This window comes from Rhodococcus sp. USK13 (assembly GCF_018343855.1).
Classification (GTDB): domain Bacteria; phylum Actinomycetota; class Actinomycetes; order Mycobacteriales; family Mycobacteriaceae; genus Rhodococcus_F; species Rhodococcus_F oxybenzonivorans.
On record NZ_CP069242.1, the window covers coordinates 6,736,659 to 6,762,953 of the forward strand.

The 26,295-nt window shown below is 65.6% G+C and carries 19 protein-coding genes and 2 pseudogenes; 8 read left to right on the forward strand and 13 right to left on the reverse strand.

From position 1 onward, the window contains the following. Positions 1-9: 9 nt before the first annotated feature. The 4 genes from JQT59_RS33720 to JQT59_RS33735 form a co-directional block, all read right to left on the reverse strand. Positions 10-1,215: an acyl-CoA dehydrogenase family protein gene (locus tag JQT59_RS33720; protein ID WP_213573849.1), complete on the reverse strand. Its 1,206-nt coding sequence runs from the start codon at positions 1,213-1,215 to the stop codon at positions 10-12. A gap of 134 nt (positions 1,216-1,349) precedes the next feature. Beyond that, positions 1,350-2,630, reverse strand: coding sequence for a bifunctional 3,4-dihydroxy-2-butanone-4-phosphate synthase/GTP cyclohydrolase II (locus JQT59_RS33725; RefSeq protein ID WP_283254034.1), 1,281 nt, complete (start codon positions 2,628-2,630; stop codon positions 1,350-1,352). Beyond that, positions 2,627-3,142: a flavin reductase family protein gene (locus tag JQT59_RS33730; protein WP_213573851.1), complete on the reverse strand. Its 516-nt coding sequence runs from the start codon at positions 3,140-3,142 to the stop codon at positions 2,627-2,629. The genes JQT59_RS33725 and JQT59_RS33730 overlap by 4 nt, the downstream gene beginning before the upstream one ends. A 122-nt stretch (positions 3,143-3,264) precedes the next feature. Continuing rightward, positions 3,265-5,550, reverse strand: coding sequence for an ATP-binding protein (locus JQT59_RS33735; RefSeq protein ID WP_213573853.1), 2,286 nt, complete (start codon positions 5,548-5,550; stop codon positions 3,265-3,267). A gap of 243 nt (positions 5,551-5,793) precedes the next feature. Here JQT59_RS33735 and JQT59_RS33740 point away from each other — a divergent pair. Further along, positions 5,794-6,414, forward strand: a pseudogene (locus JQT59_RS33740) (Tn3 family transposase); the annotation flags it as partial. A gap of 166 nt (positions 6,415-6,580) precedes the next feature. Here JQT59_RS33740 and JQT59_RS33745 read toward each other — a convergent pair. The 3 genes from JQT59_RS33745 to JQT59_RS33755 form a co-directional block, all read right to left on the reverse strand. After that, positions 6,581-7,579, reverse strand: a complete 999-nt coding sequence (locus tag JQT59_RS33745) for an NADPH:quinone oxidoreductase family protein (RefSeq protein WP_213573855.1) — start codon at positions 7,577-7,579, stop codon at positions 6,581-6,583. Positions 7,580-7,771: 192 nt separating this feature from the next. After that, a complete protein-coding gene (locus tag JQT59_RS33750; RefSeq protein WP_213573857.1) occupies positions 7,772-8,512 on the reverse strand; it encodes an NADPH-dependent F420 reductase in 741 nt (246 codons plus the stop codon). Positions 8,513-8,668: 156 nt separating this feature from the next. After that, positions 8,669-10,117: a DHA2 family efflux MFS transporter permease subunit gene (locus tag JQT59_RS33755; protein ID WP_213573859.1), complete on the reverse strand. Its 1,449-nt coding sequence runs from the start codon at positions 10,115-10,117 to the stop codon at positions 8,669-8,671. Positions 10,118-10,269: 152 nt separating this feature from the next. On the opposite strand from JQT59_RS33755, the gene JQT59_RS33760 reads away from it, so the two are divergent. Together JQT59_RS33760 and JQT59_RS38090 are read left to right on the forward strand one after the other, a co-directional pair. Further along, positions 10,270-10,872, forward strand: coding sequence for a TetR/AcrR family transcriptional regulator (locus JQT59_RS33760; protein WP_213573861.1), 603 nt, complete (start codon positions 10,270-10,272; stop codon positions 10,870-10,872). A 23-nt stretch (positions 10,873-10,895) separates the two neighbouring features. Beyond that, positions 10,896-11,159 (forward strand): annotated as a pseudogene (locus JQT59_RS38090) (hypothetical protein); the annotation flags it as partial. Positions 11,160-11,513: 354 nt separating this feature from the next. Here JQT59_RS38090 and JQT59_RS33765 read toward each other — a convergent pair. The 5 genes from JQT59_RS33765 to JQT59_RS33785 form a co-directional block, all read right to left on the reverse strand. After that, positions 11,514-12,812, reverse strand: a complete 1,299-nt coding sequence (locus JQT59_RS33765) for an MFS transporter (protein WP_249354024.1) — start codon at positions 12,810-12,812, stop codon at positions 11,514-11,516. Between the two features lie 82 nt (positions 12,813-12,894). After that, complete coding sequence (locus tag JQT59_RS33770; protein WP_213573863.1) at positions 12,895-14,127, reverse strand: alpha/beta hydrolase; 1,233 nt, start codon at positions 14,125-14,127, stop codon at positions 12,895-12,897. Beyond that, a complete protein-coding gene (locus JQT59_RS33775; RefSeq protein ID WP_213573865.1) occupies positions 14,124-14,369 on the reverse strand; it encodes a hypothetical protein in 246 nt (81 codons plus the stop codon). Before JQT59_RS33775 ends, JQT59_RS33770 begins: the two co-directional genes overlap by 4 nt. Continuing rightward, a complete protein-coding gene (locus JQT59_RS33780; RefSeq protein WP_159919199.1) occupies positions 14,366-15,010 on the reverse strand; it encodes a VOC family protein in 645 nt (214 codons plus the stop codon). Before JQT59_RS33780 ends, JQT59_RS33775 begins: the two co-directional genes overlap by 4 nt. A gap of 22 nt (positions 15,011-15,032) precedes the next feature. Further along, positions 15,033-15,791, reverse strand: a complete 759-nt coding sequence (locus JQT59_RS33785; protein ID WP_213573866.1) for a maleate cis-trans isomerase family protein — start codon at positions 15,789-15,791, stop codon at positions 15,033-15,035. A 282-nt stretch (positions 15,792-16,073) separates the two neighbouring features. Between JQT59_RS33785 and JQT59_RS33790 the strand changes: the two genes are divergently transcribed. The 5 genes from JQT59_RS33790 to JQT59_RS33810 all read left to right on the forward strand — a co-directional run bounded on the left by JQT59_RS33790 (position 16,074) and on the right by JQT59_RS33810 (position 24,829). After that, complete coding sequence (locus JQT59_RS33790) at positions 16,074-18,176, forward strand: hydantoinase/oxoprolinase family protein (RefSeq protein WP_213573868.1); 2,103 nt, start codon at positions 16,074-16,076, stop codon at positions 18,174-18,176. A gap of 11 nt (positions 18,177-18,187) precedes the next feature. Further along, complete coding sequence (locus tag JQT59_RS33795) at positions 18,188-20,512, forward strand: hydantoinase B/oxoprolinase family protein (protein WP_213573870.1); 2,325 nt, start codon at positions 18,188-18,190, stop codon at positions 20,510-20,512. A gap of 43 nt (positions 20,513-20,555) precedes the next feature. Continuing rightward, positions 20,556-22,244 (forward strand): (2,3-dihydroxybenzoyl)adenylate synthase, encoded by a 1,689-nt coding sequence (locus tag JQT59_RS33800; RefSeq protein WP_213573872.1) that lies wholly within the window; start codon positions 20,556-20,558, stop codon positions 22,242-22,244. Positions 22,245-22,421: 177 nt separating this feature from the next. After that, a complete protein-coding gene (locus tag JQT59_RS33805; RefSeq protein ID WP_213573874.1) occupies positions 22,422-24,005 on the forward strand; it encodes an FAD-dependent monooxygenase in 1,584 nt (527 codons plus the stop codon). A 38-nt stretch (positions 24,006-24,043) separates the two neighbouring features. After that, on the forward strand, positions 24,044-24,829 hold the full coding sequence (locus tag JQT59_RS33810) for a TetR/AcrR family transcriptional regulator (RefSeq protein ID WP_213573876.1): 786 nt from the start codon (positions 24,044-24,046) through the stop codon (positions 24,827-24,829). A 25-nt stretch (positions 24,830-24,854) separates the two neighbouring features. Here the strand turns inward: JQT59_RS33810 and JQT59_RS33815 are convergent, their stop codons facing one another. After that, entirely contained in the window at positions 24,855-26,285 is a 1,431-nt protein-coding gene (locus JQT59_RS33815; protein WP_213573878.1) for an aldehyde dehydrogenase family protein, read from the reverse strand. Between the last annotated feature and the right edge of the window lie 10 nt (positions 26,286-26,295).

The following is a 26,295-nucleotide window of genomic DNA, read 5'->3' on the forward strand; positions in this document are numbered from 1 at the left end:
AATGGATTGTCAGAGAAGCGTTGTGGGGAGCTCGTCGACACCGAGCAGAACCTTGCCGTGCACCTCTGCGGCGGTCTCGAACAGCGCGAAGGCGTGCCGGCTGGCGGCTTCGCTGTCGCGCCAGATCCGCTGAAGGGGGTTGGCGTTCGCGAACGATGAGGCGCCGTGCGCAGAGACCAAGGTGCGGATCGCTTCCCGTGCGGTCTTGATGGCGTAGGCATTGGCCACCCTAATGCGGGTCCGGTCGGCGAGCTCGAGTGTGCGTCCGGCGGCGACAGTGGTTGTGACCTCGTCGCAGAGGGTGTAGACGAGTGCGCGGGCGGATTCGATCTGCGCGGCGGCTTCCGCGACGGCCAGCTGCACCGTCGGCGCGTACGTCTGCTGTTCGTAGCTCGAGTACGCGATGCCACGGCGGCCGGCTTTTTCGATCACCAGGTCGAGGGCGGCCCGTGCCAATCCCAGTTGTGGGCCGGCGAGGATCAGACATCCGGGAGCGAGGAACGGGGCCTGGTAGAGAGATTCGTCGGTGAACGGAGTCGGCAATCCGTGCACGGCCGAGGCGCCGAGGGCAAGGACGCGGTGTTCAGGCACGAAGACGTCGTCGAGAACGACGGTGTTGCTTCCGGAACCGGACATCCCGGCGACGAACCACGTCTCCTCAATCGAATAGTCGGACACAGGAATCATGCCGAACCCAACATCGGGGTTGCCATCGCTGTCGGTGAGCGGAAATCCCACCATGGCCCAGTTCGCGTGCCAGCTGCCCGAGGCGAAGCCCCACTTGCCGGTCACCCTCCAGCCCCCATCGACCTTGGTGCTCGATCCGGAGGGGGTGAACACCCCACAGGTGCGGGCGCCGCCTGCCGTGCCATAGATTTCCTCCTGGGCCTGTTCGCCGTACAGTCCGACGAACCAGTTACCGATGTTGAGCAGGCTGAACGCCCATGCAGTCGACCCGTCACCGCGCCCGAGCGCTTCTTCGATCGCGATCCAGGTGCGGAAGTCGGCTTCGAATCCGCCGTGACGTCGGGGCACCGAGACCCGGAAGAGCCCGGCTTGGTCCATGGCATCGATGTTGTCCTGGTCCACGCGACGGTGTTCTTCGGTGGAGACCGCGTTCTTCTGCAGCAGCGGGATCAGAGCTTCCGCGCGGGAGACCAGTTCGGTGTGATCGATAGCGTTGTCAGAGGTGGTGGTTTCGACGACGGTGGTCATGGTTTTCTCCAGGGTGGGGCGGCGAGGGACGCCGGAGGGGATCTGTTGGGAGCCGTGTCGGTTACTGCCGCCGCGGGTGGCGACCGATGGCCGGCCGGTGTGCTGTCGGTGAGACGGTGCAACAGGGTGCAGGGTCAGAGCATCGAGAGTTCGACGAGTGGTCGCGGGCGTGGCGCCAGGCCGGTCGGCCGCATCTCGAGGTGGTGGCCCAGCCGATCGCGCTTGGTGCGCAGGTAGTCGATGTTGTGGTCAGTCTCGGCCGTGGGAAGTTGGACTCGTCCCGCGAGTTCGAGCGAGTGCCCGTCGAGGCCGTCGTACTTGGCAGGGTTGTTGGTGATCAAGCGCAACCGGCGCACTCCGAGATCGATCAGGATGTGGGCGCCGACCTCGTAGCTGCGGGCGTCCACGGGAAGACCCTGCGCCAGGTTGGCATCGACGGTGTCCAGGCCCTGGTCTTGAAGGTCATAGGCGCAGATCTTGTGTGCCAGACCGATTCCTCGACCTTCGTGTCCGCGGAGGTAAACCAGGACACCGCAGCCCTCGTCGGCGATGGCCGCCAGAGCTTGCTCGAGTTGTGTTCCGCAATCGCAGCGCAGCGAGCCGAGGACGTCACCAGTGAGGCATTCGCTGTGTACCCGTACGAGCACTCCAGCATCGGTCCGCCCGGCGGCGGCGACATCACCCATCACGAGAGCCAGGTGTTCGATGCCATCGAAACTCGACCGATATGCCACGGCCCGGAACTGCCCGAATGCGGTGGGCATCGACGACGTGGAGACCTGCTCGACCTGCGACTCGGTGGCGTTGCGGTAACGCACCAGGTCGCCAATATGCAGAACCGGGAGCCCATGAGCGTCGGCGAAGGCCAACAGGTCCTCTCCGCGCCGCATCGATCCGTCGTCGGCGACAATCTCGGAGATCACCGCCACCTCGCCCGCTCCTGCCAGCCGCACCAGATCCACGGAGGCTTCGGTGTGGCCGGAGCGGACGAGGACGCCACCCGGACGGGCGCGGAGCGGAAAGATATGGCCGGGTCGTCGGAGGTTGGCGGGGGCAGTGGAGTCATCGGCCAGCGCGTGCACGGTGGCGGCGCGGTCGGTCGCCGACACCCCCGTTCCGGTATCGACGTGGTCGACCGTCACGGTGAAGGCCGTCCCGTACGCATCGGTGTTGTCCTCGACCATCAGCGGAAGCCGCAGCACCGCGGCACGCTCGACGGTCATCGGGGCGCAGACGATTCCAGTGCTGTGCCGCACGATGAAGGCCATCTGCTCGTCCGTGACGGACGAGGCGGCAACCACCAGGTCCCCCTCGTTTTCTCGGTCGGCATCGTCGATGACAATGATCATCCGGCCTGCAGCGAGCGCCGCGACGGCGTGGTCCACGGCGTCGTGGGGGTGGCGAGAAGACATCATGGTTTCACCTCCACTGCAGAATGGGTGCCGAATGTGCGTGCGTGATAGGTCAGCGGAGCCACAGAGGACTTGACCGCTTCGACGATGCCGCCGTAGGCGATGACATGGTCGCCGCCGTCGACAAGTTCCACAAGATCGCACGCCAGCCAGCCTGAGGTTCCGTGCAGTCGAGGAAGCCCACTGGAACTCGTCCACGATGTTCCCTCGAACTTGTCCGGCCCCTTGCGGGCGAACTGCATAGCGGTTCCTGACTGGGTGTGAGACATGATGTTCACTCCGAAACGTCCGGTCTGCCGCACCACGGTCAACAGAGCCGATCCGCGGTCGAGTGATATCAAGACCATCGGCGGTCTCATCGACAACGACGCGAACGCGCTGACGGTGGTGCCGTGGGGTCGAGTGCCGTCCATGGCGGTCACGACGGCCACCGGAGTGCACACTCCCGCCATGACCTCTCGAAATTCGGTGGCCACGGACTCAGCCGACCTACCATCGGCCAGTCGTACGTCCATTGGTTGCCTCCCACGTCCAGTCGGTCAGTCACACAAACGATTGTGTGTGACTTCTGTCATACACAACTGTGCGTGAGCCACCGAGCAGATGAACCGGGGCAACTACGTAGACGACTACGTATCTAATTCTCGGTGTTCGTGTGGTACCAGCTGGCGACCTGAGTGCGGGATGTGAAACCCAACTTGACCAGGATGTTTTCCACGTGCGTTTCCACCGTACGTAGGGCGATCACCAAGTCGGCAGCGATCTGAGCATTACTTGAGCCCGCGGCGATCAGCGCCGCCACCTGCCATTCGCGGGGAGTGAGCACTCCAGCCGCTTTGGGGCGGCCGCGACTCGGTCCCCCGATGTTCCTTGTACCGGCACCTTCGGGGCGAGCGAGGCCCGAGCCCTGCGCGGGCGAGGAACCTGCCGATGCGCGGTCCGGTGCACTCAATACCAGGTCGAGGACCTCATTCACCTTCATCTTCGCGCCGCGGGCAAGTTCGGCATCGAATCTCTCGATGCCGAGGTCCTTTTCGAGAATGTCGACATGCTCGTGGTGAATTTCGAGGTACTGGTCGAAACCGAACAAGGGGTTTCCGATCGGCCCCCAGAGGGATCGATTCGCCCCGAGTAGCCGTGCGGCGCGCACCCGATTCCCGCGATCACATTCGAGCCAACCGAACACTTCGAGCGCGAACGCGATACCGGTGAGGTCGGCAAGGGACCGCTTCGACCGGATGCTCCTACGCAAGAGTTCAGCACAAGTGTCCGTTTCTCCCGTTTGCCAGAGGTCGACAGCGTTGACCCAGTCCCCCCAGCTTCGCGCCCACACTTCGCCGATCTCGTCACTGCGACGCCGAAGGATGACCCCCAACGAGCGTGACCGCTCGAGATTTCCGAGGACCAAATGAATCCACGACTGCTGAGCGAGCGCCAACAGATGAACCGAGTCCCACAGCTCAACGGTGTCGAAGATCGACACTGCCTCCTCGTACAGGCGGGCCGACTCGTCGAAACGCCCGGTGAACATCGACGCCGATGCCCTTGCTTGGGTGACATAGCCGGTCAAGATTGGGTCGTCATCGGCATCAGCTCGCTCGGCCGCTTCGTCGAGGACGGGAATCGCCGCCCGAGGGTCGCCCTGCGCCAACGCGATCCACCCCTTGACCCACAGGGACTTTGCTGAAAGTTCCGCAGGAGAGGTTGACAATCGACCGAACCAATATTGGCCCTCTCGTGCCAGTCCCGAGATCCACCGATGCCACAGGCCGGTAATCATGTCATCGGCCACCGCTGCGTGGGTATCTCGTTCGAGGCCGTTACGGATTGCTTGCCGGATGTTCGGAATTTCCGACATCACTGAGTTCGCCGCATCGACCTGCCCCGCTCCCGAACGCCACGCGCGCTCAGCGACGGCGACAATATCTGCGTAGTGGCGAAGATGGCGTAGCGCCAGCTCCGATTCGTCTACTACGCGCTCGTCGGATGACGCGGACAAGAGCCGCCGCCCGAATTGCCGGATCGGTTCGAGCAATCTGTACCGGTTTTCATCGTCGAGGCGATCAACGACAGATTTGGTGATCAGTCCGAGAATCCATTCCCGCACCTGCGTCTCATTCACACCGCCGAAAGTGCAAATGGTGACCGCGCTGTCGAGGGTGAAGCTGCCAGCGAAGTACGACAAGCGGATCCAAATCTGCTGCTCACCGGGCGTACACAGGTCATAGCTCCACTTCATTGCCGCTTCGATAGTCTGGTGACGCACGTCCACCCCCCGCACTTTTGCCGCCAGCAACCCCTCACTCGATTCGAGACGATGCGCGATCTCGGCGATGCTCAGGTTCCGGACCTGCACAGCAGTCAGTTCAATCGCCAGAGGAATTCCGTCCAGCCGCCTGCACAGCCGGACAACGTCGTCGATGTTGCCGGCGTCGACGACAAAGCCTGGAGATGCAGCGGACGCACGCTGCTCGAACAATTCCACTGCTTCGAAGCCGGCAGCGTCGTCGCTGACAAGACCACCATCATCAAGCTCGGGGACCGCGAGAGGAGGAACCGACACCACATGCTCGCCCGCCACCGCCAGTGGCTCGCGGCTGGTCACAATGATCCGCAAATCGCGGGCACGTCGAATCAGGGAGCCCGCCAGATCTGCCACCGCGTCGACCAGGTGTTCACCGTTGTCCAGAATCAGCAGTGCCCGACGATCAGGCAGATGTCTGAGGACCACTTCAACGGTGTCTGCGCTCGATTGATCAGCAATCCGCATCGCCTCCGCAACTACCATGGCAATCGCCGTTGGGTCCGTCACATCCGCCAGTTCGACGAACCACACCCCGCCAGGAAAAGAACGAGCCACCCGCCGCGCCGCCTGAATTGCCAGTCGCGTTTTCCCCACCCCGCCAGGACCGGTAATGGTCACAATCGGTGCTGTCGCCAACGCCGACTTGACCGCAGTGACCAACGCTCGCCTCCCGACGAAACTCGTCGGGCTTTCCGGCAAGTTCCGCTCCTGAAACGGGGACGTTCTCGTCGACATAGCCCTACCTCATCGTTCGCCACCGGATCGATCGGACACCAAACCTACATCCAGACATCCGCGCTCAACTCAGCCTGAATACATCGATCAGATGGTGGCAGCGCCGGTCCGCGTACCGAGGCCGAGGCCGAGGCCGAGGCGAGGTTCCCGCGGACAGGGCCGTTGATGACCCGGAAGCTGAATCTCGAGTTGATCGCCGAGCACTGGAACGACTTGCTCCGGCTGGCGGGGTCGTTGAAGTTCGGGCACGCCACCGCCTCGCTGCTGGTCGGAAAGCTCTCGGCGTCGGGTCGTCAGAACGCCCTGGCTGCCGCGTTGAAGGAGTACGGGGCGCTGCGGCGCACCATCTACGCCGCGAAGTACCTGTCGGATCCGGACTATCGGCGCAAGATCTCCCGCCAGCTGAACAAGGGCGAGTCCCTGCACGCGCTGCGCCGCGACCTGCTCTACACCCACGAGGGCATGATCTCTGCCCGGCACCTGGACGGGCAGACCGAACAGGCCTGGTGCCTCACGTTGGCGACGAACACCGTGATCGCCTGGACGACAGAGTATTACGGCCTGGCGGTCGAGCAGATGCGGCGTACCGGCCGTCGTATCGATCAGGACGTACTGGCCCACATCAGTCCAGCGCACAGCGAGAACATCAATTTCTTCGGCGCGATCGAGGTCGATATCGACGCCGAACTCGCCGCGTTGGGGCCGACCGGGTACCGGCCGCTGCGGGTGCGCGACACCCTGTTCTAGAGAGTGTCAGCGTGCTCAGCAGGTGGATAGCTGGGCGGAGGTCGTCGCGGCTGGCAGTGTTCCGGCTTCGATGCCGGCCAGGGACCGGATGCCATACAGGCGGTCGCGTAGAGCAGACCCTCGGGCAGGCTGATCAGGTTGTGCCCGCCGCTGCGCCCCAAAGTCGTCACGGCTGCGGGACGATCGCTGGAGCAACAGTGACGACGGCCTGGCCGACGGCGCCTCCGCTGCGGCTGGTGATGGCGGCGGGGACGTCATCGAAGTCGTAGGTCTCGGTGACGGGCGGGGTGATCGATCCGTCGCGCAGGAAGGCGGAGAGGGCTTCGCGGGTGAGGTCGCGTTCGGTGTCGGAGCGGAAGAGGGCAAGGGCTCCGCTGACGGAGTAGTCGTTGAAGACGATGTGCTGGGGGTCGGGTTGTCCCCACGTGCCGCTGGCGAAGCCGACCAGCAGAATGCGTCCCCCACGGCTGACAGCCGAGGTGGCTTGCTCGTATGCTTCACCGCCGACCGTGTCGTAGATGACGTCGGCGCCATGACCGCCGCTGAGTTCGAGCACTGTCTCGGCGAGGTCGTGTTCGCTGAGGTCGACGACGTGGTCGGCGCCCTGGAGACGGCAGAAGCGCGCCTTGTCCTCGTGGCGGGCGGTGGCGATGACGGTGGCACCGAGGGCTTTGCCGAGCTGGATGGCGGCCGATCCCGTGCGCCCTGAGCCACCCAGGACCAGGAGGGTCTCGCCTTCGCGGAGCGTGGCCCGGTGGGCGAGGCCGACGTGGGCGACGTGGTATGAGCCGGGGAATCCGGCGGCTTGCGCGTCGGTGAGTTCGGCGGGGGCCGGCGTCGCCCCGGTAGTCGGGCTGAGCGTGTATTCGGCGAGTCCACCGATCGCGATGTCGGCACGGCTGTTGCCCATGATCCGGGTGCCCGCGGAGAAGGGGTATCCGGGGCCGGGTTTGTCCACGATGCCGACGATTTCCTGGCCGGGAGAGACCGGGGCCGAGGGGACCAGCGGGTAGCGGCCCTGGACCATCATGAGGTCGGGAAGCGCGACACTGGCGGCCAGGACGCGCACGCGGGCCTCGTTCGGGCCGGGTTCGGGAAGGGGGACTTCCACCTTCTTCAGGACGGTGTTGGGCGCGCCGAACTCGTTTGCCTGCCAGCGTTTCATGAATGCGTTCCTTTCGGTCGGGGACAAGCGCCGAGCCGTTTGAGGTGGACCCTGTGTTCGGGTCGGGCCGCCCAGCCGGCGCGGCCGGTGAACGATCTCTTACTCGTAGTCGAGGACTCGCCCGGTACGTGGGGCACGACTGTGCCACACATACCGGCGGGCTCGTCGGTGGTGTCGGTGACGAAATCGGCGTCAGCGGTGAAGGGAGCGGTTGAGCTCCACCGTTTCGTCCAGCGCGGGCATGGAGGGGAGACCCGCTAGGTACTCCAGCTGGCGGTCACGGATGCCTGGGGTCCGTTCCCGGTCGGCCGCCTGCAGGGCCGGCCCCAGCTCGTCGAGGCTCAGCTCGGTGCAGTACGCGGGCGTTGCCGGCTGCTGACGCCAGGAGTCGGCCAGCTTGCCTGCGTCGAAGGGGTCGAAGCCGCTCTCGTCCACCAGGCGCATGGCCACTTGCCGCGCCTCGTCGGAGTCGGCGGCGACCGGAAGCGCGATCCGGCCTGGTGTTCCCGCGGGAACACCCTTGGTCTTCAAGGTGCCTTCCAGGACCGCGTTCCACGCCTTGACCACCGGTCGTCCCAACTGCTCGGCCACCCACAGGCTCTCGACCTGACCCTGCCCCACCCCTTCGATAGGAACGTTCCACGCCCGGAAGGGGACGTAATTGGTGGTGTCGATGACGACGGTCTCCTCGGGCACGGCAGTGAAGAGTCCGGCCACCTCCGGGACCTTGAAGAAGGGGACGGACAGGATCACGACGTCCTTGCCCTGTACGGCGTCGGCAGCCGTCGCCGCTCGCGCCCCGAATTCCAGCACGTCCGCATCGATGGTCTCCGGCCCCCGGGAGTTCGCGACGGCGACCTCGTGCCCGCCTGCACTGAAGATGCGCGCCAGGTGTGCCCCGATCGCCCCTGTACCGATAACACCAATTTTCATGATTCGTCCTTACTGGAGATGTGCCTCTCCTGAGAGGGGGGAGACGGGATGTGATGACTGTGGGCTTGCGTGGTTGTTCCGGACGTCCTGCTCGCGGTATCCGCTTTCGATGAGAGATCTTCCCTGTGTCTTTCGACCAGGCAGTGAGGGGCAGGGCTAGTGCACGACGACGGGTGCGTCAGCCTGCTCGGGGGCGGGCGTGATTTGGTCGCGGGCGCGCCGGACGAGCAGTCCGCACACGAGTGCGACCGCGACGAGGGCGACGGCTGAGACGGCGAAGATCACGTGGTAGCCGTGTACCGCGGCGGCGTCGGTAGCACCCTTGGTCTGGTCGCGGCCGGCAAGGTATTGCGCGACCGCGCCGCCGTAGATGGTGCTCATCAGAGCCGTTCCGATGGATCCGCCGACCTGCTGCACCATATTGACCGCCGCCGAGGCAACGCCCACGTCGCCGGGCTCGACGCCCAGGGTGCTCGTCGAGATGGCCGCGGTGAAGATCAGTCCCATGCCGAATCCCATCACGGCCAGCGCGGGCAGGACCACGGCGAGATAGGAGCCGTCGACGGAAAGGCCCTGCAGGATCAGCAGGCCCGCGGCGGCGATCAGCGCGCCGACGGTGAGCATCACCCTCGGCCCGACCCTGGGCAGCAGCATGCCGCCCACGAAATTCGCGCTGATGATGACCGCCAGTGGGAAGGGCAGGAACGCGACACCCGTCATCAGCGCGGAGAACCCCAAGGTGCTCTGCAGGTAATAGGTCAGGAACAGAAACAACCCGAACAGGCCGATGTTGGCCAGGACCAAGGCGAGCAGGGCGCCGCCGCGGTCACGGTCGAGGACCACACGAAGCGGGAGCAGGGGGTGTGCCGCGCGCCGTTCCACGAGCACGAACAGGGCCACGAGCGCGACACCGACGAGCAATGAGGCCAGGGTCAGCGCATCGCTCCACCCCTCGGTCTCCGCGCGGGCGAACCCGTACACGATTCCCACGAGACCGACCGTCACCGTGATCGCCCCCAGCACGTCGAGGCGGGGGCGAGCAGTGACCACGATGCGGGGCAGCAGGGATGCCGCGCCGACGAGCGCGACGACGGCGAACATCACGTTGACGAACAGGCACCAGCGCCAGGACATGTACTCGGTCAGCACGCCACCCAGGAGCATGCCGATCGCACCACCCGAGGCGCCGACGGCGCCGAAAATACCAAACGCTTTCGCCCGCTCCCTGCCATCAGTGAAGATCATCGAGATGAGGGACAGCGCGGCCGGGGCCAGGAGCGCGCCGAACACACCCTGCAATGCTCGCGCGCCGACCAGAAAACCGAACGACGGCGCAATACCTCCGAGCACCGACGCCAGAGCGAACCCGGCCAGCCCGATGATGAAAGCGCGCTTTTGCCCGACAAGATCCGCGATGCGACCGCCCAGGAGGAGCAGGCTGCCGAAGGCGAGCGAGTAGGCAGTGACGATCCACTGCCGATCCTCGTCACCGAACTGCAGATCGACCTGGGCGGCAGGCATCGCGATAGTCACGATCGTGCCGTCCAGTATCACCATCAGCTGCGCGATGACGATGAACACGAGAACAAGCCATTTTCGCCTCATCGGCGCGGTCGGCTCGGCACCGCGATCTGTTGACTGAAGCGTTTGCACGCATGCCTCCGGTAGAAACTTGAAACGGAACAGTGAGTCCGGATGGCGACGGTAGCAGAAACGGACTGATGATTCCGAATCGGTGTGCTGGGTAGGATCCCTGTGTGACCGACACGACGAGCCCCCCGACCAGAAAGGATGCCGCGCGCAACCGCGCCCGGTTGCTCGAGGCTGCGGAACAGCTGTTCGCCAGCGAGGGGCTGGATGTGACGTTGAAGGACGTCGCCCTCCGGGCAGGGGTGGGCGTCGGCACCGTCTACCGGCACTTCCCGACGAAGGACGACCTCCTGGATGAGATCTTCGCCGACCGGTTGGCCTCCGCGACCGACAGTGCCCGAAGGGCGGCGGCGGACCCGGATGGGTGGCGCGGTCTCGTCCGCTACCTCGAGGACTCGATGCGCACGCAAAGGGACAACTGCGGCCTGCGCGGACTGGTGATTGCGACCGTCCCCAGCTGCCCGATGGTGGTCAAGTCCCGGACGGAAATTGCCCCGCTGGTGCGGCAGATGGTGGCAAAGGCGCAGAAGCAGGGCACGCTCCGTCCCGACTTCGACGCCACAGACGTCACGTACATCCAGGTGGCGTTGGCGGCGATCATGGAGGCGACCCACGACACCTCGCCGGACCTGTATCGCCAGCACCTCAAGCTGTTCATCGACGGTATGCGTGCGGAAGGACCCCCGGGAGCTGCCTTCCGAGACACCTGACTCCCAACAGGATGATTTTTAAGATGGTGGGCTCGACCCAGGAATGGCAATCCATCGCGGAACAGTTCTCCATCCGCACACGAGTTCTGACTCGAATTGGGGTTGTGGCGAGCTGCGGTTTCGCAACACCGGTATGCCGGATCGGATGTGGGACAGTAACGACCGTTTTCGTCTCATCGTCCGGCACCACCACCCCCGCCGGGCGGTTCCTGTTCCACGTCATCGCCGCCATGGACGAGATGACCGCCGACCTCATCAGCGAAGGCACCCTCGAAGGACTCGAATCCGCCGCGCACGCGGACGAGTCCGCGGGCACCCAGCGGACTAGACCACCTTGCAGACGCTCAAGGCACGCCAGATGTACGACGAAACCGACGACCACGACCAACACCGCTACACCGTCGCCCAGATCGTTCCCATTGCCCCGTGCCGAAGCAGGGCCATGTCAGTGATGCTGTCGGCGCCGACCATGCCCGCGATCAACATGCCGACACAACACCACTACTTTCTGGGGAACGTTCGACCTCGTCCGTCGCGAACCAACCCCGAAAAATCGGGCCTGAGCAGCAGAATCCGCATCTTCGCCATTCCAACACCACCTCGCCGAAGGTGTTGCAATGACCGATATAACCCTGGGGCCGTCAAACGGGACATCTCCGAACAGTCGGGATCACGCCGTCGGCTGCGGTATGGCGCGGTACGAGCAGCGTCAGTACGGCGCCGACGACGGCGGGGACGGCGAAGGCGAGCAGTTGCCAGGTGGTGCCGGCGCCGAGTGCGACGAAAAGTCCCCCGTAAGTGGGGCCGATGATCGCACCGATCCGGCCCACTCCCAATGCCATGCCGAGCCCGGTGGCCCGGCAGGACGCCGGGTAGAAGGTGCCGACGAAGGTGTTGAGCACGATTTGGGTGCCCGTGGTGCCCACACCCGCGAGCAGTACCAGTAGATAGATGACCGCGAGCGGCGGGGCGGTGGCGACGAGCAGCAGAGAGACTGCGGCAATGACGAAGAAGGTTGCGGTGACGGGTTTTATGCCGTACCGGTCGGCGAGTACGGCACCGATGAGTGCGCCCGCCGCGCCACCGACGTTCAGGGTGAGCAGGAACGACAAGGCGGCGCCCAGCGGGTAACCGGCCGACTTCATGAGCGCGGGAAGCCAGGTCGCGACGCCGAACAATACGAGCAGGCAGACCAGGGTCATGCCCCAGAACAGCAGCGTCGCGACAGTGCGGTCCGCGCCGAACAGTGCTCGCAGCCCGCGTCGGGGGCTGGGCTCGGCCGGAGCGGAGCTCGCGGCGTGCTGGAGGTGATAGCGGTCGACGATCGCCGCCGCGGCCTCATGTCGGCCACGAGCATTCAGATAGGCCGGTGACTCCGGCAGGTATCGGAGCATCACCGGAAGGAAAACGAGTGCCGGCACCATCCCGGCCAGGAACATCGCCCGGAACCCATACGCGGGCACGAGCCACAGCGACAGCACTCCGGCAAGTATTCCGCCGATGCTGGTGCCGACGAACCCGAGCGCCACCGACCGGGCCCGAGCACCCGGTTCGGCGAACTCGATCAATGTTGCTGCCGCAGTCGGCATCAGGACACCGGCCCCGAGTCCCACCGCAACACGCCCGACCCCGAACACTTCGGGGCTGGGTGCGAACGCGCACACCCCCATCGCCGGGGAGAAGACGAGGACGGCGGTGAGGAGAGTGCGGCGGCGGCCCCAACGGTCGGCGACGGCCGCGGCGAGCAGGGCGCCGATGAGCATGCCGACTCCGGCGAGGGAGCCGAGCATTCCCACCTGGGTGGCGTCGAGGTTCCAGGAGTCGTAGCTCAACAGTGAGGGGACCACTGTTCCGTACATCAGAAGGTCATACCCCTCGAGGACCAGTGCCATGAAGCAGAGTCCGACGACGGGCGCGGCAGGGGTGATACGGGCAGACATCGGTGTCTCCGCTCGAAGTGACATGACCACGCTGTCCCACCAGAGGCAGGTCAGGGCGAATGCATCGGTGGCTAGGGACGCGTTACGTGCAGCGGGTTTCGAGCCACGCGCCGATCTCGGCGGCGGCCAGGCTGGCGCCGGTGGGGGCGCCGTCGCGGATCGGCCCTCCGAAGTGGGTACCGGCGACGCGGACGTGCGTTGTGTCGGTCGATCCGAGGGCGTCGACCATCATTGTGGCGTCCTCGGGGAAGCACGCCTGATCACCGGTGAGTTCGACGAACAGTGTCGGGGCGGTGACTGCGGGAGCACAGCGGAGGAAGTCGGCGTTGCTGCTGAGGCCCGACCAGGTAGACAGCCAGGCGTCCGGGGTGGCGAACCGTCCGAAGCCCACGAGTCCGTAGTTGGTCAGGTCGGGTCGCCGGCCGAACAGTGACCCGTAGGGACGCTCGTTCGGGCTCAGGGACAGGTCGGTGAACCTCAGGTCCGCGTCGGTGCGGTACACGGTCAGGACGCGGGGCGCCAGCGCGGCGCGTCGATCCGCCGGGTCCGCGGTGTGCTTGTATCGGCGACGCGCATCGGCGGCTTCGTCGACTCGTGCGCGGGCGATCGCGTCGAGGCGGGCGATCCGGTCGTGCTGCGCTGCCCGGTAGCGGGTGACGAAATCCGGTGGATACGAGGAACTGTGCGGCGGTTCGGCGAAACCGTTCGCAGGATCGAAGGGGTTGAGGTCGGGATCGGCGGCGAGGGGGTCCGACTCGTCGGTGACCGACGGGTCGATCAACCGCAACAGCAGTGCCCCCTGTCCGGGGTGCGGGGCCATGAAAATCGCCGCGTGTGGCAGCGGCATCTCGGCGCCGGGGAGATCGATCGGTCGTCCCGCCGGGGTACGGGTCAACCGCTCCTCTGCCGGTAGTGCGGCCTGCTGGTGATAGAAGGCGAAGAGGGTCCCGCCTCCAGAGTGCCCGAGACTGACGACGTACTCGAACCCTTTCTCCCGCAGGAACACCTGTCCGGCCGCGGCATCAAGCAACGCCTGCTCGTGCACCAGGGCGATGTCGTTGTTGACCGACCGGGTGCCCTGCGTCCACACCGCGAATCCACGGGCGAGCAGTTCGGGAACGAGCACATGATGAGTCAGATCCTGACGCGGGTGCATCAAGGTGACAACGGTGCGCGCACCGGGAACGACCCGCAGCACGCCGGAGACCTTGGCACCGTCGGCGGTGGCGAGTTCGTGCGTCGACGTCACCGTGGCCTCGGGAGCTCGAGCAGCGTCGATATACCGGCCGGCGCCCACCCGTGAGTTCTCGGTCATCGCGGCTCGACCCGCATGAGGTCCTTGTCCCACTGCGTAATTCGAGACTGCGTCAGCCCGGCGACACTGCTGTACCAGACGGCGTGGCGGCAGCCGGTGGCGCGGCGGTCGATGACGATGGCCGTCTCGGAGACGATCCGGAAGTAGGGACCGACGTGGTCGACGGTGACCGCCGGATCCTGACCGGCGACTTCGGCGACCGCGGTGTTCTCCGGGACGTCGAGGACGAACAGGGTCGTCATCGGGTCACCACCTCCTTCGATTCTTGTTCCTGCTGCCAGGCGGCCGCGCGTTCGGTGATCAGTTCCGCCTTGCGAGTCAGCAGGGCGGCCATGCTGGGATCGGGGCCGGTCACCACATCGACGAGGGCGTCGATGGTGAGGTTCGCGTCGAGATCTTCCTGCGGGGTGACCGGACGCAGCGCCCGGGTGATCTCGATCATGTACCCGTTGGGGTCATGGGTGTAGATCGACTCGATCGTCTCGTGCTGGATCTGCATCTCCACCGGCCATGCGCTGTGGTCCAGTCGCCGCCGATATTCCGTCAGGTCCTCCTCGCTATCGACGTGAATGGCCAGATGACGCGAGCGGATGAAGAAGATGGGCACGTCGTCATCGAAGCGGGAGTACGAGTCGCCCTGTGGTCCACCGTCGAAAGGTTCGAGGCCGAAGTAGTAGAAGAAGGCGAGCCGGTCGTCGTTGCCGATGTCGAAGAAGAAGTGAATGAAGTCGGGGTGTTTTTCCGGTCCCCAGCCGGCGGCGCAGATGGAGTGTACGACCGGGAACCCGAGAACGTCGCGATAGAACTTCACGGTGGCGGCGGGATCGAAGGTCGGGTAAGCGACGTGGTCAACGCCTCTGACGGTGTGCTGCAGTTCGGACATGTAAATTCTCCCAAGGGTTCGGTTACTGGCGGGCGGCAGCCGGCGCGTCGGCGCGCAGCAGACTTCCGGCTCCGGGAATGTCTACGTCGAGGTCGAGTGCGCGCAGTAGGCTGTAGGCGCCGGCGGTAGCGGCCGACAGCACCGGCAGGTCGAACTCGTCTTCCGCGCCTTGGACGAGGTCGAGTGAGGGCATCTGCACGCAGGCGGAGATCACCATGGCATCGGCTCCGGTGCGGTCGAGCGATCGTGCCGCTTCCATGACCCTTTCGCCGGGGATGCAGCCGACCTCGGCGTTGTCGGAGACCTCGAGAGCGCGCCAGTCGGACACTGCAATGCCTTCCGCCTCGATATAGGCGACGACCTGCTCGGCGAGCGGAAGCATGTAGGGCGTGACGAGGATGATCCGTTTCGCGTCGAGGGCGTGGAGCGCTTCGACGAGGGCACCCGCGCTGGAGCGGACCACTGCGTCGGAATCCCCGGTCGCCAGTTGCTCGGCGACCAGGCTTTCCACGCGTTGGTGCTCCCCGGGTCCCACTGACATCAGGGCGACCAGGCATGCGTAGAGGATGGCGTCGACGCCTGCGTCACCGAGTTCGAGGATGCACCGCTCGCGTTGAGCGTTCATCGCTCGCAGTTGTTCCGGAGACACCGCCTGCATCCGCATGCGGCTCGAGTGGAATGAGAACTGGGCCTTAGCATGTCGGCCGAGCAGGGCCGGCATTTCCGTTTCGACGGTCACATTCGAGCTCGGTACGACGAGTCCGATGCGGTGAATGCCCATGGCGTAGTCCTTCTGATTGGAATGGCAGCTGGGAGCGCGGTCCGCCCTGCCGGATACTTACATTGATGACGATTATTCGACGCGAATGACGATTCGTCAACCCGCGGGGTTGGCGCGCCTCACGAGCAACGAGGCCGACTCGAGCCACGTTCGTGTCCGTCCTCACATTCAGCACTTGACAGGTCGTCAGTCACGTCGAATACTCGACATTGACGTAAGGAGGTGTTCGAGGATGACCTCACACCCCGTCGCATACCCCCGGCACGAAGGAGCACAGCGGCAATGGCATATGTAATCGGAGTGGACGTCGGTGGCACGTTCACCGACGCGGTGTTGGACGACAACGCCGGCACTGTTCTCGCCGCCAAGGCTCCCTCGACCCCGCCCGACTACTCACGCGGCGTGATCGACGTTCTCGAGGTGCTCGCCGAGCAGCTGGGATGCCCGGTCGAGGAGATGCTGGCAAACACGCACCACATCGCTCACGGCACCACCTCGTCCCTGAACGCCCTCGTCATGGGCAACGTGCCCCCGGTCGGCTTCCTCACCACCAAGGGCCACCGCGACTCGATCTACATCATGAACGTCGAAGGACGTTATCTAGGCAGCTCACCTGAGCAGCTCCAGAACGTGATGGGACAGAGCAAGTCCCACGGTCTCGTCCCGAAGAAGCACGCCCTGGAGGTGACCGAGCGGCTCGACCGGGACGGCAACGTCGTCGTAGCCCTCGACGAGGACTCCGCCCGCGAGTCCATCCGCGAGCTCCTCGCCGAGGAGGTGTCGGGGATTGCGGTCTCGCTGTTGTGGTCGTTCCGCAACCCCGTGCATGAACAGCGCATTCGCGAACTCGTCCACGAAATCGACCCGACGATGTTCGTTTCCCTGTCGAGCGAGGTGAGTCCCCGCATCCGCGAGTTCGCCCGCAACGCGACGACCATCATGAGCACCCAGATCGGGCCCGGGCTCCGAGACTACCTCGGCGAATTGGAGTCCCAGCTGCGCAAGCTCCAACTCGCGGGACCTCTGCTGGTGATGCAGAGCAACGGTGGCGCTGTCGCCGCCGCGGAGGCACCGAAGAACGCGATCAGCACAGTCGGATCAGTGCTGACCGGCGGTGTGGTGGGCGCCGTCTCCCTCGGCAAGCAACTCGACCACCGCAACATCATCGCCACCGACGTCGGCGGAACCACCTTCCTCGTCGGACTCGTCGTCGACGGGGAGCCCGTCCGGTCCTCCAGCACGATCATCAACCACCATCCGATCAACGTGCCGACCCTCGAGGTCCACGCCATCGGCTCCGGCGGTGGCGCCATCGCCTGGATCGACGCCGGTGGCAACCTGCAAATCGGCCCGCACAGCGCGCAGGCCGTCCCCGGCCCGGCCTGTTACGGCCAGGGCGGCACCGAACCGACCAACGCCGACGCCAATCTGGTGCTGGGAATCCTGCCCGAACGTGGCCTCCTCGGCGGGCGTAAACCGCTCGACAAACACCTTGCGCGCGAAGCGATCCGCACCAGAATTGCAGAGCCCCTGGGTCTGTCGATCGAGGACGCCGCCGCGGCCATCTACGCGGTCCAGAACGCCCAGACCGGCGACCTGCTTCGCAAGACCGTGGTCGAGGCCGGCCACGATCCCCGGAACTTCGTCCTCTACGCCTTCGGCGGGTCCGGCCCAGCCCACTGCGCGGCCTACGCCGCCGAGGTCGGTGTCCGGGAGGTCATCGTTCCGCTCGGCCAAGTCGCTTCGGCCTTCTCGGCGTACGGTCTCGCGTCGTCCAACATCGTCCTCGCCGCCGAACTGTCCGACCCAGCCGCCATGCCCCTCGACCCCGCCCGCGCCGAGCGCAACTTCACGCAGCTGGAAAACCAGGTGCTCGAACAGATCAACCGACAGGGCTTGACCTTCACCAGCGTCGAGATCGAGCGTGAGATCGACATGCGCTACACCATGCAGCTCGCCGAGGTCGCCACCCCGATCCCGGCTGGAGACCTCGACGCAGTCGGGATCGCGCAGGCGTCGGATCTGTTCGAGCAGCGGTACGCCGAACTCTACGGAGAGGACAGCGGATTCCGGGAAGCCGGCATTCAGGCGATTACTTACCGGGTGCGCGCGACCGGCATTCTGCCCTTCTCCCCCACGCTTCCGGAACTGAAGTCCGCGGACTCCGCCGATGCATCCGCCGCCAGGATCGGCACCCGCAAGGTCTGCCTGAACGGCCGGATCGGATACGTGGACACCGACGTCTACGACTACAGCAAGCTGCTCGCCGGACACGTACTGTCCGGCCCGGCGATCGTCGAGGTCCCGACGACCACCGTCGTCGTCCCCCACGGCACCACCGGCACCGTCGACCGTCTCGGCAACCTCAACATCGTCGCCCACTAGGAGCACCGAAGATGACCATGCAAATTCCCGGCGCCGAGGTTTTCTCGAGCCGACCCGTCGACCCCGACGCGCTCTCCCGATCCCTTCCGCCGACGCTGGAAGTCCACACCGTCACCGACGAACAGATCGACAACCTCGACCCGCTTACCTATGAGGTCATCCGGCACCGTCTGTGGTCGGTCACCGACGAGATGGGTGAGGCACTCAAGCGAATGTCCGGCTCCCCCATCGTCACCGATGCAAACGACTTCGACTTCGCCATCAGTGACGAGCTCGGCCAGGAAGTCCAGGTCGGCCTCTACAACACCATGCTCGTCGGTGCCGTCGACCTCGCGATCTACTGGACCCTGCAGCACCGCGCCACCAATCCGGGCATCACCGAAGGTGACATGTTCTTGTGCAACGACCCCTGGGTCGGGGGCGGCTTGCACCAGAGCGACGTGATCGTCTATCAGCCGATCTTCCACGAAGGCAAGCTGTTCGCCTGGACCAGTGCGATCTGCCACGAGCCCGATCTCGGCGGATCCGGCCTCGGTTCCTTCGACCCCGCAGCCAAGGATGTGTTCTCCGAGTCGCTGCCCACCCCGCCGATCAAGGTGGTCCGCGACTACGAACTGCAGCGCGACGTCGCCGATGCCTGGGTACGGCGCTCGCGGGTCCCGATGCTCGTCGGACTCGACCTGCGGGCGAAGATCGGCGCCAACACGGTCGGCCGCAATCGGCTTCTCGCCGTGATCGAGCAGTACGGTGCCGACACCGTCAAGGCCGTGATGAAGCGCATGATGGCCGACGCCGAGAGTCGGCTGCGGGGCAAGCTCACCTCACTGCCCGACGGAACCTGGAAGGCCACCGGCTACCAGGACCAGTCACACACCGGGGACCGCGGCGTCCACAAGATCACAGTCGCGATGACCAAGACCGCCGATCACCTCACTTTCGACTTCACCGGCACCGACCCCCAGACCGGCGTCATCAACTGCACCTACGCCGGCATGCGCGGCGGCGTCATGCTGGCTCTGCTGCCGATCCTCGCCGGCGACATTCCGTGGTCCGCGGGCGGGCTGATGCGCTGCTTCGACCTCGTCGCCGAGGAAGGGACGATCAACAACGCCACCTTCCCCGCCGCCGTCAGCCGCGGCCCGATCGGACCGGCGTGGCTCACCGGCACCCTGATCGCCGAATGCCTGTCCCAGATGCTCGACCGCTCCGTCGATCTCGGCACGAGTGTGCAGGCCGCCTGCTGCGGCACCTGGGACACCGCGGTGATCGCCGGTCTCGACGAGCGCCCCGAACAATCGGTCCCGTTCCTCAACATCATGATGGAACCCATGGCGGGCGGATACGGTGCGCGCCCAACCGCCGACGGCATGGACACCGGTGGCCTGTTCTGCATCCCGATGGGCCGCATTCCGGACACCGAGATGACCGAGTTCCTCTATCCGCTGCTCACCCTGTGGCGCCGCGAGGAACCCGATTCCGGCGGACCGGGACGTCACCGCGGCGGTGTCAGCGCCTCCATCGCCATCACCCCCTACGGCACCAGCCTGCCGATGGGCCTTGTCCTGGCATCCGCCGGCAAGGCCGTCGCCCAGAACAACGGACTCGCCGGCGGATACCCCGGAAATACCGGGGTCGAGGTGCTTGCCCGCGGCACCGACATCGTCGAGCAATTCGCGGCCGGCCGCATTCCGGGGTCGCTCGACGACCTCGGCGGCGGTCGTGAACTCGGAGCCTGCTACGCCGAGAGCTATGTCGCCCCCGGCGAGGTGCTGTACATGCACTGGCAGGGCGGCGGCGGATACGGCGACCCCTTGCTGCGCGACCCGGCCGCGGTGGCCGCCGACTTCCGCGAGGGCAAGGTCACCGCATCCGGTGCCGAGACCGTGTACGGCGTCATCCTCGGTGACGGCGCCGTCGACGAGATTCGAACTTCGGATCGGCGAGACGCGATGCGCACCGAGAGGCGAGAGCGCTCCGGTGCCGCACCGATCGACGCCCCCACACTCGATCTGACCGGCGCTCGCCGACTCGACGACAACCTCGCCGAGGTCACCATCGGAGACACCCGCGCCATCGCCTGCGCCCAGTGCGGACGACTTCTCGGAGACGACAAGAACAACACGTCGCTCGATCTGGCACGGTTCGAAGGTCCGTCGTCGACCGCCGGACCACAGGTCACGTCCGACCCGGCCGAGTACGTCGACACCCCCGTCGTATTCCGGCAGCTGTGCTGCCCGGGCTGCTGGACCGCCATCTACTCCGGCATCGTGCCTGCCGATCACCCGGACCACGCCCTCGAGCTGGCACGGCTTCTGCCTGCCGTCACGGAGCGGTGATGTTTCCCGCCGCCACAATCAGGATCAGCAGAGGAGATCGACCGTGACATTCTCGGACTGGGGTGGGCGCCTGGTGCCGTTCCCGGAGGATCGGGCCGATCACTACCGCGCAAGCGGTGCGTGGAGTAGTGATCCCACCGGGCAGCGACTGCACGAGATCGCCATCCGATTCCCGGACCGATCGGCCGTGATCACCGCGGAACGGGAGATCAGCTTCATCGAACTCGACCGGCGCACCGACCAGATCGCGGTCGGGCTGATCCGGCTCGGTCTCCAGCGACTCGACCCGGTCATCTTCCAACTGACCAACCGACTGGAAACCGTCCTCGCCTGGTACGGCTGCGTCAAAGCCGGGCTGATTCCGGTGGCGACGTTGGCTGCGCACCGCATGCACGAAATCGGGAATATCAGTCGCAAGGTCGGTGCCGTTGCGCACATCGTCGAGGCGAGTCTGCCGACTTTCGATCTCGTCGGGTTCGCCCGCGAACATGCCGCCGACCATCCCACTATTCGCCATATCCTCACCGTCGCCGGCGCCGCCGACGGCGCCGAACCGAGACTCGAGGAACTGGGGCTGGACATCCCGGTCACGTCGGCGCGAGCGATCGTCGAGCAGACCGAGGCACAGACCGACCCACTCGACGTCGCGGCGTTCCAACTTTCCGGCGGCACCACCGGGGTCCCGAAGGTCATTCCACGCATTCACGCCGAATACTGGAACAACGCCCTGCTCTACGCGCGGCGACTCGGTTGGGACGAACACAGTCGTGTGGCACATCTGATTCCGATCATCCACAACGCCGGGATCACCTGTGGTTTGCACGCAGCGCACTCGGTCGGTGCCTGCCTGATCCTAGCCACTGCCGACGCCTCCTCGGCGTTCGAACTGATGGCACGGGCCCGGGCAACCGAGGTCCTGATCGGGCACGGTCACTACCAGGCCGTGCTGAGCCCGGACTTCGACAAGGCCCGGGAAACGCTGCACCGCGTCGTACTGTCCGGTGCCAAGGTTCCACTCGAACTGTTCGAGCGTGTCGACGACGGTGCCGGCCACTGGGCCGGGCAGCTGTTCGGCATGTCCGAAGGCCTGTTCACGGTGACTCCGCCCCGTGCCCCCACCCAGGCGCGACTGACGACAGTGGGCACCCCGGTCGCCGCGGACGATGAAATCCGCATCCTCGAGCCCGGCACCGAGAACGAACTCGGCGACGGAGAGGTGGGGGAACTTTGTTGCCGAGGCCCGTACACGATCCCCGGTTACTTCGACGCCCCGGACCACAACCGGGAAGCCTTCACCTCCGACGGCTTCTACCGCACAGGGGACCTCGCCGCGATCACGATCATCGACGGTGAGCGGTACCTGTCGATCGAAGGCCGCATCAAAGATCTCATCAACCGCGGCGGGGAGAAGATCAACGCCGAAGAACTCGAACTGCTCCTGCTCGCACACCCCGGAGTCGCAAACGCGGCGGTCGTCGCCATGCCCGACCCGCGACTCGGGGAAAGAACCTGCGCGTACCTGGTAGCCACTGACGGAGAACCGCTGCCACTCAGCGATATTCAGGACCATCTGGCGCAACTCGGTGTGGCCAAGTTCAAATGGCCCGAACGGCTCGAATGGGCCTCGTCGTTGCCGCACACGAACGTGAACAAGATCGACAAGAAGCGATTGCGTGCCGAGATCGCAGCGAGAGTGGCCGCCGAGGCAGAAATGAGTCACACGGTCGTGTAAACCAACGGTTCAACACCTTTCGGGGCATGCCTCAGCGAGGCATGCCCCGAAACCCGTGCGGGGCCGGGGCGTCGCGAAACGCAACACCGGAGCTACTTCCGAGATCGCCACATGTCGGATTGACGATTCGACAGCTGCGTAGAATAATCTACTTAAACGTCACAGACTGGAGTTGTCATGAATCTCGAGCGAGTCGCAGTACTCGGCGGCGGGCCTGGTGGCCTCTACGCCGCGAGACTGCTCAAACGCAGCCACCCGGACGCCGAGGTGACGGTCTACGAACAGAGCCCCCCGGATCAGACATTCGGCTTCGGCGTCGGTCTCGCCTCGCGCACTCAGCGCAACCTCCGGGACGCCGACCCGGCGTCACTCGAGGCGATCGTGGCAGCGGCCCACCCCCACGAAATGTCGATGCAGGTCGGCGATCAGATCGCACGGCTGGCACACGGAGACCTTCTCGCCGTCGCGCGCACCACCCTGCTCCACGTCCTCCAGCAGCAAGCGGAGAACGCCGGCGTGCGACTGCATTTCGGCGAACGACGCGACGCAACAGAACTCGACGCAGACCTGATCGTCGCTGCCGACGGGATCAACAGTGCCACTCGCACCCAGATGGCCGACACACTCCGGCCCCGCATCGACACCGGCGCCGGCCTGTATCTCTGGTGCGGAACAAATTTCGCGCTTCCCAGCGCCATCTTCATCCCCGTGACCACCGAACACGGAACCTTCGTCGCGCATGCCTATCCCTACGCCCCGGACCGCAGCACCTTCCTCATCGAGACCGACGAGGAAACGTGGCGGCGGGCAGGTTTCGACGTCTCCACCGACAAGACCGCACCGCAGGACAGTGACGACTTCGCGCTGCAGTACCTGCAGGATGCGTTCGTCGACACGCTGCAACATCACCCGCTCATCGGCAACCGCACCCGCTGGATGCGCTTTCGGACCGTCTCGTGCGGGCGCTGGCACAGCGGCAACGTTGCCCTTCTCGGCGACGCCGCCCACACCGCGCATTACTCCATCGGCTCGGGAACCAAGCTGGCGATGGAGGACGCCATCGCCCTCGACCGCGCACTCACCACGGCCCCGACCCTCGAAGACGCCCTTGCGGAGTACGAGCGGGTACGGCGTCCCGCCGTCGAATACCTTCAGCAGATCGCGCACCGCAGCGAACTCTGGTGGGAATCCTTCCCGCGACGCATGAACCTTCCCGTCGAACAGCTGATGATCGCCTACATGACCCGCGCCGGAAAGGTCAGCGTCAGCAGATTCCACGAGTCCGCACCCGACCTGGTTCGTAAGGGGCTGGCCAGCTACGCGAACGCACCCGTCGACTCTGTCCCCAGCACGGCCATCGCGGACTGGATTTTCGAGCAACCGCTCGACCACGACAACGACCGGTTCGAGCACCGGATCGCAACGCCAGAGCTGCGGGAGTCGGCGACCACCGTCGTACTCGATGTCGATCTCGACTCAGCTCTAGACGCCGAAGCCACCGACCTCGTCGCGTCCGCACCGAACGCGCGTCTTCTGTGGCTCGCCGGCCCCCCTACCAGGGCTGCCGTGCTCACCCGGCTCGATCTCGCCGAACGACTCCGCCACCACACCGATGCCCTGGTCGTCGTCGAAGCCCCCACCTCATGCCGCGAAGATATCGCCGCCGGTCTGGCCAGCGCACGCATTGACCTTGCTTTCTTCGATGAGCCCGCATCGACACCGGCCGATCCCGTGTTGGCCAGATTCGGGGCCTCGGGATGAGCACCCGGCCCGTGTCGGGCTCCCGTTATCCTTCGGGCATGACACGCGAGGAAGCTGCACCCGGGCGCCGACCCCGTGGGCGGGGTAAGTCGACCACCGCAGATCAGGCCACGGTCGAGAGCACAGCGAGCCGCAGCAACCCTCGTCGTGAGCTCGTGGAGAAGCAAATGATGGAGCAGGCTACTCGGCTGTTCGCCGAGAAAGGCTTCGCCAGCACCACGCTCCAGGACATCGCTGATGCGACCGGCCTCACCCGGCCCGCTCTCTACCACTACGTGGCCAACAAGGACGAGCTCCTTTCGCGCCTGGTCAGTGAGAGCACCGAGACGCCCGCCGCTCTCCTGCACGAGATCAACGAGCGTCCCGAAGTCGGTCCGACCGAGAAGCTTCGGCAAATGGCCACCGCCATCGCCCTGCACCAGGCGGAAGGTCCGGACAGATTCCGGCTGATCATCCGATCCGAAGCCGAACTTCCGGAGGAGATCGCGTCCACGTACCAGCAAAGCCGCCGGCACGTGCTCAAAGAGTTCATTCGAGTCATCGAAGACGGAATCCGACTCGGCGAGATGCGCCCCGTCGATCCCCGAACTGCCGCACTCGGTGTGATCGGCATGATCAACTGGATCGCGTGGTGGCACCAACCCGGGAATGCCGAGAACGACCGGGCTATCGCCGGCCAACTCGCCGACATGGCAGTACGTTCCCTGGTTCAGGAGAACCCACATCCCGTCACACCCGAAGGTCCCGCCCGCGCCATTGCGTTACTCCGCCAAGATCTCGACTATCTGGAGCGTCTCATCGACGAATCTGCGAAGTCGGACTGACCGATGAGGCTGCCGCCCTTCCCGATCACTGTCCTTTCGGTGGATGGTTGACCACGCGGGGGGCTGCGACGGCCTTCAAACCCTCGACCCCGTGCTCGAGTCCGTAGCCGGAGCCTTTTACTCCGCCGAACGGGACGGCCGGATGCGGAACGGCGTGGGAGTTGATCCACACGGTGCCGGCGTCGAGACGATCCGCGACCTGCGCCGCGGCGTCGAGGTCGGCCGACCACACGGACGCGCCCAGTCCCACGTCGAGCCGGTTCGCGCTCGCGACGGCGTCGTCGATGTCGGTGAACTTGATGATCGGCAGGGCAGGGCCGAATTGTTCCTCGTCGACCAGTCGATCGCCGTCTTTCATGTCGGCGACCAGGGTGATCGGGTAGAACAACTCGCCGAGATCGGTCGCCGGAATGCCGCCGGTAACGATGCGACGGCCGTGTGCCTTTGCGTCGTCGATCAGGTCGGCGACGATGTCGAACTGCTTCTTGTTCTGTAACGGGCCGAGCATGCTGGACTCGTCGAGGCTTGGACCCATGGGCGCCGACGCCGCGACCGCGGCAAGCGCGTCGACGATGCCCTCGTACGCATCCTCGTGCACGTACAGGCGCTTGATCGCTGCACACGTCTGGCCGGTGTTCACGAACGCACCCCAGAAGAGTCCCTCGGCGACGGCGACCGGATCGACGTCGCCGAGCACGATCGCAGCGTCGTTGCCACCGAGTTCGAGTGTCAGCCGGGCCAGGTTGCGGGACGAACTTTCGACGATGGCCCGGCCGGTCGGGGTGGAACCGGTGAACATGACCTTCGCGATCGTCGGGTGCTCCGACAACCGTGCCCCGACCTCGCGGTCACCGGAGAGCGCGACCAGCACGGACGGGGGTAGTACCTCATTCATCACCTCGACCAGAGCGAGCGCGCTGAGCGGGGTCAACTCGGATGGCTTGACGATCACGGCGTTGCCCATACGCAGAGCCGGTGCGATCTGCCAGATGCCCACCATCATCGGGAAGTTCCACGGTCCGATCGCCGCGACCACGCCGAGGGGTCGGTACTCGAGCGTGGAGTAGCCCTGTTCGTCGTCGCGCACGACCTGGGGTTCGAGCGGGGTGTCCGCAGTAGCACGAATCCAGGCGATCGTCGCGCCGACCTCCGCGCGAGCGCCACCGCCCGGACCGTTCAGCGGCTTTCCCTGCTCGCGGGCGAGCAGTTCCGCCAGGCCCTCGGCCACCGACTCGACCCGGTCGGCCGCGCGGTGCAGGATCGCCGAGCGCTCGGCGTGGCCCAGCGCTGCCCATGCCGGCTGCGCGGCCCATGCCGAGGCGATCGCACGTTCGAGATCGTCGACGGTGTGCACGGGCGCGTACCCGACGACCGCGCCTGTCGCGGGCTCCCTCATCTCGCGTCCCTCGCCGGCGGGTGCGCCTACCTTCGTCAACAGATCTTCGAACTGGGACATTGCCTTCTCC

Bases quoted from the DNA above. Each gene is read 5' to 3' on its own strand.
- JQT59_RS33720 (WP_213573849.1), bottom strand. From the start codon at position 1,215: ATGACCACCGTCGTCGAAACCACCACCTCTGACAACGCTATCGATCAC.
- JQT59_RS33725 (WP_283254034.1), bottom strand. From the start codon at position 2,630: ATGATGTCTTCTCGCCACCCCCACGACGCCGTGGACCACGCCGTCGCG.
- JQT59_RS33730 (WP_213573851.1), bottom strand. From the start codon at position 3,142: ATGGACGTACGACTGGCCGATGGTAGGTCGGCTGAGTCCGTGGCCACC.
- JQT59_RS33745 (WP_213573855.1), bottom strand. From the start codon at position 7,579: ATGAAACGCTGGCAGGCAAACGAGTTCGGCGCGCCCAACACCGTCCTG.
- JQT59_RS33750 (WP_213573857.1), bottom strand. From the start codon at position 8,512: ATGAAAATTGGTGTTATCGGTACAGGGGCGATCGGGGCACACCTGGCG.
- JQT59_RS33755 (WP_213573859.1), bottom strand. From the start codon at position 10,117: ATGAGGCGAAAATGGCTTGTTCTCGTGTTCATCGTCATCGCGCAGCTG.
- JQT59_RS33765 (WP_249354024.1), bottom strand. From the start codon at position 12,812: ATGTCTGCCCGTATCACCCCTGCCGCGCCCGTCGTCGGACTCTGCTTC.
- JQT59_RS33770 (WP_213573863.1), bottom strand. From the start codon at position 14,127: ATGACCGAGAACTCACGGGTGGGCGCCGGCCGGTATATCGACGCTGCT.
- JQT59_RS33775 (WP_213573865.1), bottom strand. From the start codon at position 14,369: ATGACGACCCTGTTCGTCCTCGACGTCCCGGAGAACACCGCGGTCGCC.
- JQT59_RS33780 (WP_159919199.1), bottom strand. From the start codon at position 15,010: ATGTCCGAACTGCAGCACACCGTCAGAGGCGTTGACCACGTCGCTTAC.
- JQT59_RS33785 (WP_213573866.1), bottom strand. From the start codon at position 15,791: ATGGGCATTCACCGCATCGGACTCGTCGTACCGAGCTCGAATGTGACC.
- JQT59_RS33790 (WP_213573868.1), top strand. From the start codon at position 16,074: ATGGCATATGTAATCGGAGTGGACGTCGGTGGCACGTTCACCGACGCG.
- JQT59_RS33795 (WP_213573870.1), top strand. From the start codon at position 18,188: ATGACCATGCAAATTCCCGGCGCCGAGGTTTTCTCGAGCCGACCCGTC.
- JQT59_RS33805 (WP_213573874.1), top strand. From the start codon at position 22,422: ATGAATCTCGAGCGAGTCGCAGTACTCGGCGGCGGGCCTGGTGGCCTC.
- JQT59_RS33810 (WP_213573876.1), top strand. From the start codon at position 24,044: ATGACACGCGAGGAAGCTGCACCCGGGCGCCGACCCCGTGGGCGGGGT.
- JQT59_RS33815 (WP_213573878.1), bottom strand. From the start codon at position 26,285: ATGTCCCAGTTCGAAGATCTGTTGACGAAGGTAGGCGCACCCGCCGGC.